This is a genomic window from Pseudomonas sp. HS-18 (genome assembly GCF_020401845.1).
Taxonomy (GTDB): domain Bacteria; phylum Pseudomonadota; class Gammaproteobacteria; order Pseudomonadales; family Pseudomonadaceae; genus Pseudomonas; species Pseudomonas nitroreducens.
Genome location: NZ_CP084413.1, coordinates 5,142,615 through 5,154,984, shown reverse-complemented (window position 1 = coordinate 5,154,984; position 12,370 = coordinate 5,142,615). Strand labels below are relative to the sequence as shown.

The 12,370-nt window shown below is 65.1% G+C and carries 11 protein-coding genes; 6 read left to right on the top strand and 5 right to left on the bottom strand.

Going from position 1 to position 12,370, the window contains the following annotated elements; genetic code table 11:
* Positions 1–58: 58 nt before the first annotated feature.
* The 4 genes from LDJ84_RS24040 to LDJ84_RS24025 all read right to left on the bottom strand — a co-directional run bounded on the left by LDJ84_RS24040 (position 59) and on the right by LDJ84_RS24025 (position 4,958).
* A complete protein-coding gene (locus tag LDJ84_RS24040) occupies positions 59–1,216 on the bottom strand; it encodes a dipeptidase (protein ID WP_024767149.1) in 1,158 nt (385 codons plus the stop codon).
* Positions 1,217–1,290: 74 nt separating this feature from the next.
* On the bottom strand, positions 1,291–2,229 hold the full coding sequence (locus tag LDJ84_RS24035; RefSeq protein WP_024767150.1) for a GGDEF domain-containing protein: 939 nt from the start codon (positions 2,227–2,229) through the stop codon (positions 1,291–1,293).
* A gap of 151 nt (positions 2,230–2,380) precedes the next feature.
* Positions 2,381–4,273, bottom strand: coding sequence for an acyl-CoA synthetase (locus tag LDJ84_RS24030; RefSeq protein ID WP_226045523.1), 1,893 nt, complete (start codon positions 4,271–4,273; stop codon positions 2,381–2,383).
* Between the two features lie 31 nt (positions 4,274–4,304).
* Positions 4,305–4,958 (bottom strand): alpha/beta hydrolase, encoded by a 654-nt coding sequence (locus tag LDJ84_RS24025; RefSeq protein WP_065084189.1) that lies wholly within the window; start codon positions 4,956–4,958, stop codon positions 4,305–4,307.
* Positions 4,959–5,471: 513 nt separating this feature from the next.
* Between LDJ84_RS24025 and LDJ84_RS24020 the strand changes: the two genes are divergently transcribed.
* The 5 genes from LDJ84_RS24020 to pcsA all read left to right on the top strand — a co-directional run bounded on the left by LDJ84_RS24020 (position 5,472) and on the right by pcsA (position 10,745).
* Positions 5,472–6,500, top strand: a complete 1,029-nt coding sequence (locus LDJ84_RS24020; protein ID WP_024767153.1) for an amino acid ABC transporter substrate-binding protein — start codon at positions 5,472–5,474, stop codon at positions 6,498–6,500.
* A 118-nt stretch (positions 6,501–6,618) separates the two neighbouring features.
* Entirely contained in the window at positions 6,619–7,803 is a 1,185-nt protein-coding gene (locus tag LDJ84_RS24015; protein WP_024767154.1) for an amino acid ABC transporter permease, read from the top strand.
* Between the two features lie 12 nt (positions 7,804–7,815).
* Positions 7,816–8,913 (top strand): amino acid ABC transporter permease, encoded by a 1,098-nt coding sequence (locus LDJ84_RS24010; RefSeq protein WP_024767155.1) that lies wholly within the window; start codon positions 7,816–7,818, stop codon positions 8,911–8,913.
* Between the two features lie 9 nt (positions 8,914–8,922).
* Positions 8,923–9,699, top strand: coding sequence for an amino acid ABC transporter ATP-binding protein (locus LDJ84_RS24005; RefSeq protein WP_024767156.1), 777 nt, complete (start codon positions 8,923–8,925; stop codon positions 9,697–9,699).
* 350 nt (positions 9,700–10,049) lie between these two features.
* On the top strand, positions 10,050–10,745 hold the full coding sequence (gene pcsA / locus LDJ84_RS24000; RefSeq protein ID WP_089285729.1) for a phosphatidylcholine synthase: 696 nt from the start codon (positions 10,050–10,052) through the stop codon (positions 10,743–10,745).
* 37 nt (positions 10,746–10,782) lie between these two features.
* On the opposite strand, the gene LDJ84_RS23995 is transcribed toward pcsA, so the two are convergent.
* Positions 10,783–11,739 (bottom strand): GlxA family transcriptional regulator, encoded by a 957-nt coding sequence (locus tag LDJ84_RS23995; RefSeq protein ID WP_065084190.1) that lies wholly within the window; start codon positions 11,737–11,739, stop codon positions 10,783–10,785.
* 124 nt (positions 11,740–11,863) lie between these two features.
* Here LDJ84_RS23995 and LDJ84_RS23990 point away from each other — a divergent pair, with 124 nt between their 5' ends.
* Positions 11,864–12,349 carry a nuclear transport factor 2 family protein gene (locus LDJ84_RS23990; protein WP_226045522.1) on the top strand — a complete coding sequence of 162 codons (486 nt, stop codon included), beginning with the start codon at positions 11,864–11,866 and terminating at the stop codon, positions 12,347–12,349.
* The last annotated feature ends 21 nt before the right edge of the window (positions 12,350–12,370 follow it).

Here is a 12,370-nt window from a genome sequence, read left to right as displayed (position 1 = left end):
TGTAATGCAAGATGCCCGCAGGGCGAAGTGCCACGGGCATCCTGCCTATTGACTTGGCCTACGGAAGGCTCTCCAGCAGCAGCCGGCGCACGTTGCCGCCCATGATCGCGGCGATGTCCTGGTTGCTGAAACCGGCCTTCGCCAGACCCTGGGTCAGCTGTGCCAGGCCGGTGGTGTCGAAGGGCGCGTTCACCGCACCGTCGAAATCGGAGCCCAGCGCGATGTGCTCGACGCCCACTTTATCGGCCGCGTAGCGCATCGCCTTGACGATGGCGTCCACGGATGTCTCGCAGACCGCGCCGTCCCAGTAGCCGATGCCGATCACCCCGCCGGTGTTGGCGATGCCGCGCAGGTGCGCGTCGGTCAGGTTGCGCGGGCCGGGGCAGGTGCCCGCGACACCTGTGTGGGAGACGATCACCGGACGCTTGGCGATGGCCAGCACGTCGTCGATCAGCGGACGCGAGGCGTGGGCCAGGTCAATCAGCATTTTCTTTTCTTCCAGGCGCGGGACGACCTGGCGGCCGAACTCGGTCAGCCCGCCTTTCTTCAGGCCATGGGCGGAGCCGCCGACCTCGTTATCGAAGAAGTGAGTCAGGCCCATGATGCGGAAACCCGCGTCGTACATGCGGTCGATGTTCTCCAGCTTGCCTTCCAGCGGGTGCAGTCCTTCGGTGGCGAGCACGCCGGCGAGGCGCTTCGGGTCCTTCTGCCAGGCAGCGAGGTAGCGGGTCAGGTCGTCGCGGCTGCGGATCAGGGTGAGCTTGCCCTGGCTGTCGGCGGCGGCCTTGTCGAGGAGTTCGCCCTGATACAGGGCGCGTTCGAGCAGGCTGTTCCAGGTGCGCGCCGGCCAGCGCTGGGCGATGACCAGCGGGGTGATGTTGTCGCTGTCGGCGCTGTTGCTCTCGTAGTTCAGGCCGCGCGGGGTCTTGGTGACGGTGGAGAACACCTGCAGGCCGACATGGCCTTCGAGCAGGCGCGGTACGTCGGTGTGGCCGTGGTCGTGGCGGTCGAGCAGGTTGCGGTCCCAGAGCAGGGCATCGTCGTGCAGGTCGGCGACGAACAGCGTCTGGTGCAGCGCCTGGGCCTCGGACGAGGCGGGGTAGGGCGGCGGGCTGGCCACGGTGTTCATCTTCCGGTCCATATAGCCCGGCAGGTTGAAGAAGATCCCCAGGCCAACGGCCAGCAGGATGAGCAGGACGATCAGCAGTTTGCGCATGTCAGCTTCCCAGCTTTGTTGTTATTGGTGTTTTCGCTGGGGGAATCTAACAGACGGGCCAGTGCGGTGGGAGATCAGCCGCAGAGGCAGTTGCGGCCCTTCTGCTTGGCCTGGTAGAGGGCGCCGTCGGCGCGCAGGATCAGGCTCGGCAGGTTTTCCTGGATGTCCATCTCGGCCAGACCCAGGGACACGGTGACGCCGGGCAGCACGCCCACCGGCGAATAGAAGGAAGTGACCTGTTCGAGGCTTTGGCGCAGGCGGTTGCCAATGCGCCGGGCTTCGTCGATGGCGATTTCCGGCAGCAGGATGACGAACTCCTCGCCGCCATAGCGGGCCATGCTGTCCTTGGGCCGCAACTGGCTGCGCAGGGTGTGGGCGACCAGGCAGAGGGCATAGTCGCCGGCCAGGTGGCCGTGCTCGTCGTTGTAGTTCTTGAAGTGGTCGACATCGAGCATGAGCATGCACATGGGCTGTTCGTTGAACGCGCAGCGAGTGCTCTCGCGGTCGTAGATGTGCTCCAGCCAGCGGCGGTTGAACAGCCCGGTGAGGGTGTCGATGTTGGCGTTCTGCTCGGTGTCGAGAATGATCCGGTTGCCCTCGCGGACCCGTTCGCAGAGTACCGAGAGCAGGTTCTGCATCACCTGCGGGGAGTGCTCGAACAGGCCGATCAGCGCCTCGCGGTGCAGGCGCAGCACGGTGGTCGGTTCGCTGGCGACGACGTAGGCGGAGGGATGGTCGCTGTCGATGAAGCTGATCTCGCCGGCGCAGTCGCCCGGATGCAGGGTGCTGACCGGCTGGTTGTCGAGCGAACCCAGATACACCGTCAGGTGCCCGGTGAGGACCATATAAAGGAAGTGGTTGCGATTGAAAGGCGACAGCAGAATTTCCCCGCGCTCCAGTTCACAGGCGCGGAAATCCTTGAGCAACTGCTCCAGATTGGCCGCCGCCACGTTCTGGAACAGGCGCAGGTGCTGGAGTTGGCGAATGTCCTCTTTCCACTGCGCGGCTTTCATGACGCAGCGGAAGTCGGATGGCGACTGATGATGTGCACGACTGACTCTCCCTGTAGTCCTCTTCGCACATTGAGCCATCAGTATTAGTCAGATTCGACTACTGGCAATTCGCAGGCAGCCCCGGCCGACCGGCGGTCGGCCGGGTGTTTCATCAGCTTTCCAGCCACTCCACATGCACTGCGTATCCTCCCAGTCGCTCGGCCAGTGCCGCGCGCGAGTCTAGGTCGAGGGCGCCGACGAACAAGCGAGCCTTATGACCCAGGCGGTCATCGGCGACCACCTCGATGCGTGGTGCCGGTGCGAGGTGGCGGGTTTCGTCCTCGAACACGCGACGAATGGCGTCCAGGCGCAGGGCGGGCTTGAAGGTCTTGCCGACCGCAGTGACGGGAATGACGTCCAGCAGCCAGACGTCCTTGGGCACCGCTGCGCGCTCGGGCACGTGCTGGGCGGCGTGTTCCAGCAGTTCCGCCTCGCTCACCTGCGCACCGGGCTTGAGCTGGATGTACACCACCGGCAGCTCGCCTGCCTTCAGGCAGGGTTTGCCGACGGCGGCGGCCATGGCCACGGCGGGATGGCGGTGCAGGGCTTCCTCGATCATCTGCGGGTCGATGTTGTGCCCGCCGCGGATGATCAGGTCCTTGCTGCGGCCGGTGAGCCAGATGTAGCCGTCGGCGTCGATGCGGCCCAGGTCGCCGGTGTTGAACCAGTCGCCGTCGACCCAGATGTCCTTGTTCTTGCTGGCCTGCAGGTAGCCCTTGAAGACGGTCGGCCCACGCAGGCAGATGTTGCCGATCTCGTCCACTTCGGCATCGCGCAGATAGTGGCCGTCGCCGTCGAGGATCACCGACTTCAGTTCGCAGTAGGGCAGGCGCAGGCCGATGGAACCGGGGCGTCGCTCGCCGCCGCGCGGGTTGCAGCTGGTGCCGCAGGTGGCCTCGGTCATGCCGTAGCCTTCGATGATCGCCAGGCCCGTCTTCGCCTCGAACTGACGGATCAGCTCCACCGGCATGGGCGCCGCGCCACAGAGGGCGAAGCGCAGGCTGGAGAGGTCGTGCCCTTCGCTTGGCACTTGCAGCAGGGCCGCGTAGATGGTCGGTACGCCGCTGAAGCTGGTGACCTTGTAGCGTTCCACCAGCTTCCAGAAGTCCTGAATCAGCGTCGGGTTGCGATAGCCCTGCGGGCCGGCCAGCAGGACGTGGCCGCCGCGCATGAAGGGCGCGAGACCGCTGACCATCACGCCATTGACGTGGAACAGCGGCAGGCCGCAGAGCAGTACGTCGTTGCCGTCGTAATCGGAGTTCAGGCCCATGATCTCGGCCATCGCCACTTCGTTGAAGTGGCTGTGCGGCGCGAGCTTGGGGGTACCAGTGGTGCCACCGGTGTGGAAGTAGGAGGCGACCTCGTCGGGGCCGATCACCCGGCCGCTTTCCAGGTGGTCGTCGGGGCACTGAGCGAGCAGCTCGTCGAAGTCCAGCACGCCGTCGGGCAGCTTACCGCGCTGGGCCTTGATCGCCGAGCGCTGCGGCTCCGCCAGCAGGTTGGCGAGGTCGACGGTGACGATGGCGCTGAGTTCGGGCAGGTGGTCGCGCAGCGCTGCCACCTTGTCCCAGAGCTCGGTGCCGGGGAAGGGGGCCAGGGTGACCAGTACACGGGAATCGGCGGCACGCACGAGCTCGGCGATGTGCCCCGGATCGAGCAGCGGGTTGATCGCGTTGACGATACCAGCCGCTTCGCCGCCCCAGATCACGTAATGGGTCTGCGGCAGGTTGGGCAGCAGGAACGACACCGAGGTGCCCGGCCGCACGCCCAGGCGATGGAAGGCGTTGGCCGCCTGGGTGACGCGGGAGAACAGTTCGGCGTAGCTGACCTGGATCGGCTCCTCGGCCGCCGAACCCTGCAGCAGGAAGCTCAGGGCGGTGGATGGGCCGAACTGCTGCGCCGAGCGGCGCAGCAGTTCGTAGGTGTTCGGCGGCAGGTCGCGGTCCTGCAGCGGGACCTGTTCCAGGGCTTGGACATCACGCAGGCTGCTGATCGGGGCGTTCATGCTTCTTCTTGTTCTCCGCAGGGTCAGGGGATCACAGGCGCTCCCGCAGCCAGGCGCCGATATCGCCGAGTTCCTCGTTGCTCACTTCGTGGCTCATCGGGTAGGTGCGCCACTGGGCGGGCACCTCGTTGGCCTGCAGGAAGTCGTAGGCGGCGCGGCCCATGGCCGGCAGCACCACGTCATCGAAAGTGCCATGCAGGCAGAGCGCCGACAGTTGTCTTTTTGTAGCCGGCAGGCTTATGCCTTCGCTGAATGTCGGGCCATAGGTGGAGAGCGCCATGACCCCGCCCAGTTCGCCGTTCCAGCGCAGGTAGCCGGTGTGCAGCACCACGGCCCCGCCCTGGGAAAAGCCGGCGAGGATGATGCGCTTGGCCGCGATGCCCTGCTCGATCTGCCCCTGGATCAGCGCGATCACGCTGTCGGCCGAGGCCTCCAGCTGCGCTTCGTCGATGGCGCGCGCCGGGGCCATGGCGAGGATGTCGTACCAGCTCGGCGCGGGCATGCCGTTGAACACGGTGACCGGGCGGGTCGGCGCCTGGGGCAGGATGACGCGCGTCGAGGTGAAGCTGCGCTGCAGCATCCGTGCTACCGGTTCGAAGTCGTAACGATCGGCGCCCAGGCCGTGCAACCAAATGACGCAGGAGTCGGCGCTTTGGGCGGGTTCGAGGATCAGTGGCTGGGTCATGGAGGCTCCAGGATGGGGCAGGCGCTCTAGGATGGGGCGCCGCGTTCGGAATAGGGTGGAGAGGCGATGCAAGAAGATGTCGCATGGCCACAACTTGTGGGACTTGACTGCACGAAATCGAAGGAAGGTTCCTGGGCTGGTACGCCACTTGCTATCTCTGCTTCCAGGCTGTGCGGCCCCACTTCCGGTAACACTCTACCGACCCCATCCGGAAAGCTGTACCGGAAGTGGCGCCGCGAATGCCTTGGGCTGCTTCAGGGCCCGTCGCACCGGCCGCGGTCAACGGCCGGTGCGACGGGCCTTCGCCTTCACACGCAATGATCCCTTGATAACCCGTTCCAGTGCGCACCACCTGCGCGCTCGAAGGTGTGTTCGCGGCTTCCGATAGGTTTTTAGGAGCCGTCTAGACTCACTTTCAGGTCTCCATCCCGTTAGATGTCTTGCTGGTGCCTCACGAGGGTACGGCGGTGGAACCGGGACTCCAAAACACTAAAAAAGCAACGGAGAAGATCGATGAAGATGGTGAAATCCACCCTGGCAGTGCTGACCACCGCCGCCGTATTCGGTGTCAGCGGGCTCGCCCACGCCGGCGCCACCCTGGATGCTGTGAAGAAGAAAGGCTACGTGCAGTGCGGTATCAGTGACGGTCTTCCGGGCTTCTCGTACGCCGACGCCAAGGGCCAGTACAAGGGTATCGACGTCGACGTCTGCCGCGCCGTGGCGGCTGCCGTGTTCGGCGATGCGACCAAGGTCAAGTACAGCCCGCTGACCGCCAAGGAGCGCTTCACTGCGCTGCAGTCCGGCGAGATCGACATCCTCTCGCGCAACACCACCTGGACCAGCTCGCGCGACAGCGCCATGGGCCTGAACTTCGTCGGTGTGACCTACTACGACGGCCAGGGCTTCCTGGTGAACAAGAAGCTGGGCGTGTCCAGCGCCAAGGAGCTCGACGGCGCCACCGTGTGCATTCAGGCAGGTACCACCACCGAGCTGAACCTGTCCGACTACTTCCGCTCCAACAACCTCAAGTACACCCCCATCACCTACGACACTTCCGACGAGAGCGCCAAGTCGCTGGAGTCCGGCCGTTGCGACGTGCTGACCTCCGACCAGTCGCAGCTCTATGCCCAGCGCATCAAGCTGGCCGCGCCGGATGACTATGTGGTGCTGCCCGAAGTGATCTCCAAGGAGCCCCTCGGCCCGGCCGTGCGCCAGGGTGACGAGGAGTGGTTCGACATCGCCCGCTGGACGCTCTTCGCGATGCTCAACGCCGAGGAGCTGGGCATCAACTCGAAGAACGTCGAGGAGCAGGCCAAGAGCACCAAGAACCCGGACGTCGCGCGCCTGCTCGGCGGCGAGGGTGACTATGGCAAGGACCTCAAGCTGCCCAAGGACTGGGCGGTGCAGATCGTCAAGCAAGTGGGTAACTACGGCGAGATCTTCGACCGCAACGTCGGCGACGGCAGCGAGCTGAAGATCAAGCGTGGCCTCAACGCCCAGTGGAACAAGGGTGGTCTGCAGTACGCACCGCCGGTGCGCTGACCTGACCCGTTCCGGCGCCCGGAGTGTGGGCGCCGGACTGTTTCGAACGACGTGAAGCCTTCCGGGCGGCCACGGGCGTAGCCCCGTGGTCGCCCGGCGGCCTTCCGAGAGGGCTTACATGCAGAATTCCGTCAAGGCCCAGCGCCCGCGGGGGGTATCGATCAACGATCCCGTCGTGCGCGGCTGGGCATTCCAGATCATCGCCGTCATCTTCGTCGTGGCGGTCGGCTGGTTTCTCTTCGACAACACCCAGACCAACCTGGCCCATCGCGGCATTCAGTCCGGCTTCGGCTTCCTCGACCACAGCGCCGGCTTCGGCATCTCCCAGCACCTGATCGACTACAGCGAAAGTGACACCTACGGACGGGTGTTCATGGTCGGCCTGCTGAACACCCTGCTGGTCACGGTGGTGGGCATCTTCTTTGCCACCGTCCTGGGCTTCATCCTCGGTGTGGCGCGGCTGTCGCCGAACTGGCTGATCCGCAAGCTGGCGACCCTGTACATCGAGACGTTCCGCAATATCCCGCCGTTGCTGCAGATCTTCTTCTGGTACTTCGCCGTGCTCGGCCCGCTGCCTGGCCCGCGGCAGAGCATCAGCTTCGGCGACCTGTTCTTCGTCAACAACCGCGGCCTGCAGATGCCCGCGCCGATCGCTGCCGACGGCCTCGGCCCGTTCATCGTCGCGGTGATCCTGGCGCTGGTTGGCTGGGTGGTGATCTGGAAGTGGGCCAAGGCCCGTCGCCATGCCACCGGCAAGGCCTTCCCGGTATTCCTCAGCGGCCTGGCGCTGCTGGTGGTGCTGCCGGGCCTGGTGTCGCTGGTCGCCGGAGCGCCGTTCCACTGGGACGTGCCAGTGCTGCAGGGCTTCAACTTCCGCGGCGGCTGGGTGGTGATCCCGGAGCTGGTGTCCATTGTCCTCGCGCTGTCGGTCTACACCGCCGCCTTCATCGGCGAGACGGTGCGCGCCGGCATCCAGGCGGTCAGCCATGGGCAGACCGAAGCTGCCGGCTCCCTGGGCCTGCGTCCGGGGCAGACCCTGCGCCTGGTGATCATCCCGCAGGCGCTGCGGGTGATCATCCCGCCGCTGACCAGCCAGTACCTGAACCTGGCGAAGAACTCCTCGCTGGCCGCCGCCATCGGCTATCCGGACATGGTTTCGCTGTTCGCCGGCACGGTGCTCAACCAGACCGGCCAGGCTATCGAAACCATGGCCATCACCATGAGCGTGTACCTGGCCATCAGCATCAGCATTTCGCTGCTGATGAACTGGTACAACAAGCGCATCGCGCTGGTCGAGCGGTAGAGGGAGCAGACCATGACAACTCATACCTTCAAGCCCGACCTGCCGCCACCGGCGATGAGCGTGGGCGTGCTCGCCTGGCTGCGCGCCAACCTGTTCTCCAGCTGGTTCAACACCCTGCTGACGCTGGTCGGCATTTACTTGGTCTACCTGATCCTGCCGCCGCTGCTGGAGTGGGCGATCATCAAGGCCGACTGGACCGGCAGCACTCGCGCCGACTGCTCCCGCGAGGGCGCCTGCTGGGTGTTCATCGGTTCGCGCTTCGGCCAGTTCATGTACGGCTTCTACCCCGAGGAACTGCGCTGGCGCGTGGACCTCACCGTGCTGTTCGTGGTGTTCGGCGCGGCGCCGCTGTTCCTCAAGCGCTTCGCGTACAAGGTGAAGTACGGCCTGTGTTTCCTGGTGGCGCTGCCGATCGTGGCCTACTGGCTACTGCACGGCGGCTTCCTGGGGCTGGAAACCGTGCCGACCAGCGCCTGGGGCGGGCTGATGCTCACTGTGGTGATCGCCGCGGTCGGTATCTGCGGGGCGATGCCGCTGGGCATCCTGCTGGCGCTGGGGCGGCGTTCGAAGATGCCGGCGATCAAGGTCATCTGCGTCACCACCATCGAGTTCTGGCGTGGTGTGCCGCTGATCACCGTGCTGTTCATGTCCTCGGTGATGCTGCCGCTGTTCCTGCCCGAAGGCATGAACCTCGACAAGTTGCTGCGCGCCATGGTGATGGTGGTGCTGTTCGAGGCTGCCTACATCGCCGAGGTGGTGCGCGGCGGCATGCAGGCCATCCCCAAGGGGCAGTACGAAGCCGCGGCCGCCATGGGCCTGGGCTACTGGCGGACCATGGGCCTGGTGATCCTGCCGCAGGCGCTGAAGCTGGTGATCCCCGGCATCGTCAACACCTTCATCGCGCTGTTCAAGGACACCAGCCTGGTGATCATCATCGGCCTGTTCGACTTCCTCAATAGCATCAAGCGCGCCACCGCGGACCCGGCCTGGCTGGGCATGGCCACCGAAGGCTATGTCTTCGCGGCAGTCGTCTACTGGATTTTCTGTTTCGGCATGTCCCGCTACTCCATGCACCTGGAGCACAAGCTGGACACCGGCCACAAGCGTTAGGAGTTCATCATGTCTGAAGCCACCAACAAGACCGCACAGCCGGCCATCGGCGATCACGTGATGATCACCATGAAGGGCGTGAACAAGTGGTACGGCCAGTTCCACGTGCTCAAGGACATCAACCTGGAGGTCAAGCAGGGCGAGCGCATCGTGCTCTGCGGGCCGTCCGGTTCGGGCAAGTCCACCACCATCCGCTGCATCAACCGCCTGGAGGAACACCAGCAGGGCAGCATCGTGGTCGACGGCACCGAGCTGACCAACGACCTCAAGCAGATCGAGGCGATCCGCAGCGAAGTGGGCATGGTGTTCCAGCACTTCAACCTGTTCCCGCACCTGACCGTGCTGCAGAACTGCATCCTGGCACCCATGTGGGTGCGCAAGATGCCCAAGCGCCAGGCCGAGGAAGTCGCCATGCATTACCTGGAGCGCGTGCGCATCCCGGAGCAGGCGAACAAGTTCCCCGGCCAGCTCTCCGGCGGCCAGCAGCAGAGAGTGGCGATCGCCCGCGCGCTGTGCATGAAGCCGAAGATCATGCTGTTCGACGAACCGACCTCGGCGCTTGACCCGGAAATGGTCAAGGAAGTGCTCGACACCATGATCGGCCTGGCGCAGAGCGGCATGACCATGCTCTGCGTGACCCACGAGATGGGCTTCGCCCGCACCGTGGCGAACCGGGTGATCTTCATGGACAAGGGCGAGATCGTCGAGCAGGCGCCGCCGGACCAGTTCTTCGACAACCCGCAGTCGGATCGGACCAAGCTGTTCCTCAGTCAGATCCTGCACTGATACGGCGTTTTCTGTAGGAGCGAGCTTGCTCGCGAACGAGTTTCCCGGCCGCGACAGTGCTGGGCGGTTCGCGAGCAAGCTCGCTCCTGCAACGAATTCGCGCCTTTCCTCGCGTTATCAGGTTAGCCCCGTCACGCTCGTCTCCCACGATGGCAAGCGCACGCCGCAACGGCGTATGCTGCCCACTCCACCGCGCAAACCGGCGGCATCGCGAAAAGCCGGCTGAACTCGGCTCCCCATCGGTGTTCCCATGTGCAGTGGTTTGTCAGGGATGGGCTACCGTTTGAGGTAGCTCCCCTGCATCCGCCGTCCAAAGGAAGAGAGCCGACGTGAACCTGATCCTATCGCCAATGAACCTCAGCAAAGCCAAGGCCTGGAGCGCCCACGCGGTGACCTCCAGCGGTGTCATCCTAGCGCTGCTCGCGCTTCTGGCGCTGGTCGACAACAGGCCGCAAGCCTGCCTGCTGTGGCTGGGCGTGGCGCTGCTGGTGGATGGCCTGGACGGCACCCTGGCGCGCAAGTTCGACGTCAAGGCGGTGCTGCCACACTTCGATGGCTCGACCCTGGACCTGGTGATCGACTACCTCACCTACGTCTTCATCCCCGCGATCTTCATCTACCGCTACGTGCCGCTGCCGGTGCATACCGAGCTGCTGGCGGTGGGGGTGATCCTGGTGTCCTCGCTGTTCTGCTTCTGCAACGTCAACATGAAGAGCAAGGACAACTACTTCGTCGGCTTCCCGGCCGCGTGGAACGTGGTGGCGGTGTACTTCTTCGTGCTCGACCTGCACCCCTGGGTAAGCTTCGTCACCGTGCTGGTGCTGGCTGCGCTGACCCTGACCCGCATGAAGTTCCTGCACCCCTTCCGCGTGCGCCAGTTCATGCCGTTGAACATCGCCGTGACCTTCGTCTGGATGCTCAGCAGCGCACTGCTGATCCTCCAGCAGCCGGTCGACCAACCCTGGTTGCTGGGCCTTTGGTTCGCGGCTTCGGCTTACTTCGTTGGTGTCTGCGTCTGGCGTACGGCGGTGGAGTGGTTCCACTGATCGCGGAATCACAATTGCCTTCCACGGCAAACGCCGCTTATGCCTGCCTCCCCAGCAGCCTCTGCCGGAAAGCTCCCGGCGTTTCCCCGCACACCTGCTTGAACAGACGCGCGAAGCTCGCTCGGTCGGCGTAGCCGACATCACTGGCGATGCGTTCCAGCGAGCGCCCCGGATCGCCCAGCGCTTCCTGTGCCGAAGCGATACGCAGGCGCTGCACGTAGTCGTTCGGCGACATCCCTACCTGCTCGCGAAAGCGCCGCAACAGCGTGCGCGTGGAGCAGTGCACGCGCTGCGCCAGGCCGGAGAGGTCGAAGGGTTGCGCGTAGTTGTCCTCCAGCCAGGCCAGCAGCGGCTCCAGCGGTGAGCCGGCCGGCAAGGGATCGGGCAGCAGCGGCGTGAAGCGTCGTTGGCGGCCTCGCCCGTGCTCGAACACCAGGGTCGCCGCCGCGCGCCGCGCCAGGGCGGCGCCGGCATGGCACTCGATCAGGTACAGGCACAGGTCCAGCCCGGCCTGGGCGCCGCCGGAACAGAACCGACCGTTGTCCTCGGTACACAGGGCGTCGATGTCCAGACGCACCTGTGGATAACGCTCCCGGAAAGCCGTCTCCAGCGCCCAATGCGTGGTAGCGCGACGACCATCCAGCACGCCGGATTCGGCCAGCAGGAAAGCGCTGCTGCACAGGCTGCCAAGTTGCACGCTGGCAGGGGCGTGACGCAGCCAGGCAAGCAGTGGCTGATTGGCGGCGAAGGTGGCGTCGATATCCGCGCCGGTGGCGGGAATCAGCAGCAGGTCGCAGCCGGCGGCGAGATCGAGCCCGCCCTCCACCGCCACGCGGCCGAAGGACAGGTCCACCGGCTCACCCTCGGCACTGACCCGCAGTACCTCGAAGTGGCGTTCGCCCGCCAGGCGGTTGGCGAGGTGGAAGCTGTCCATGGCCAGGCCAAGGCTGGAACACAGGGTTTGCGGGCAGACGAACAGGGCTATCCTGAACATGGCGTCTCACTGTGCTCGTGTAAGAAACTTGGCGCTATTGATCATAATGTTGTCCATAACGCCAATCGTGTCCAGTCGAGCCCTTGGGGATACTGCGCCCATCGCCCACCGACACGAGCACACCATGGCCCATCCCAATGCCAAGCTGATCGAACGTTTCTACCAGGCCTTCCAGCGCCGCGACGGCGAGGCCATGGCCGCCTGCTACAGCGCCGATGTGCAATTCAGCGACCCGGTCTTCACCGATTTGCACGGCGCCGAGGCCGGGGACATGTGGCGCATGCTCACCGCTCGCGCCCAGGACTTCTCGCTGACCTATGAAGGCGTAGAGGCGGATGGGCAGCGGGGGTCGGCTCGCTGGGTGGCGTCCTACACCTTCACCCAGACCGGTCGGAAAGTGACTAATCACATCCGGGCACATTTCCACTTTCGCGACGGATTGATCTGTCAGCATGTGGACAGCTTCGATCTGTGGAAGTGGTCGCGCCAGGCCCTCGGCGCCAAGGGAGTCTTGCTGGGCTGGGCGCCGCCGGTACAGGCGGCGATCCGCGCGCAAGCCGCCAAAGGCCTCTCGGCCTACCGCGCACAACGAGCAGCGAAGGCCGGATAGAGGGCTTTCGGGCTCGCCCCT

What these genes read in the sequence shown, in the direction of transcription:
- LDJ84_RS24040 (WP_024767149.1), bottom strand. Translation starts at nt 1,216, where the DNA reads ATGCGCAAACTGCTGATCGTCCTGCTCATCCTGCTGGCCGTTGGCCTG.
- LDJ84_RS24020 (WP_024767153.1), top strand. Translation starts at nt 5,472, where the DNA reads ATGAAGATGGTGAAATCCACCCTGGCAGTGCTGACCACCGCCGCCGTA.
- LDJ84_RS24030 (WP_226045523.1), bottom strand. Translation starts at nt 4,273, where the DNA reads ATGAACGCCCCGATCAGCAGCCTGCGTGATGTCCAAGCCCTGGAACAG.
- LDJ84_RS23990 (WP_226045522.1), top strand. Translation starts at nt 11,864, where the DNA reads ATGGCCCATCCCAATGCCAAGCTGATCGAACGTTTCTACCAGGCCTTC.
- LDJ84_RS24025 (WP_065084189.1), bottom strand. Translation starts at nt 4,958, where the DNA reads ATGACCCAGCCACTGATCCTCGAACCCGCCCAAAGCGCCGACTCCTGC.
- LDJ84_RS24005 (WP_024767156.1), top strand. Translation starts at nt 8,923, where the DNA reads ATGTCTGAAGCCACCAACAAGACCGCACAGCCGGCCATCGGCGATCAC.
- LDJ84_RS24035 (WP_024767150.1), bottom strand. Translation starts at nt 2,229, where the DNA reads ATGAAAGCCGCGCAGTGGAAAGAGGACATTCGCCAACTCCAGCACCTG.
- LDJ84_RS23995 (WP_065084190.1), bottom strand. Translation starts at nt 11,739, where the DNA reads ATGTTCAGGATAGCCCTGTTCGTCTGCCCGCAAACCCTGTGTTCCAGC.
- pcsA (WP_089285729.1), top strand. Translation starts at nt 10,050, where the DNA reads ATGAACCTCAGCAAAGCCAAGGCCTGGAGCGCCCACGCGGTGACCTCC.
- LDJ84_RS24015 (WP_024767154.1), top strand. Translation starts at nt 6,619, where the DNA reads ATGCAGAATTCCGTCAAGGCCCAGCGCCCGCGGGGGGTATCGATCAAC.
- LDJ84_RS24010 (WP_024767155.1), top strand. Translation starts at nt 7,816, where the DNA reads ATGACAACTCATACCTTCAAGCCCGACCTGCCGCCACCGGCGATGAGC.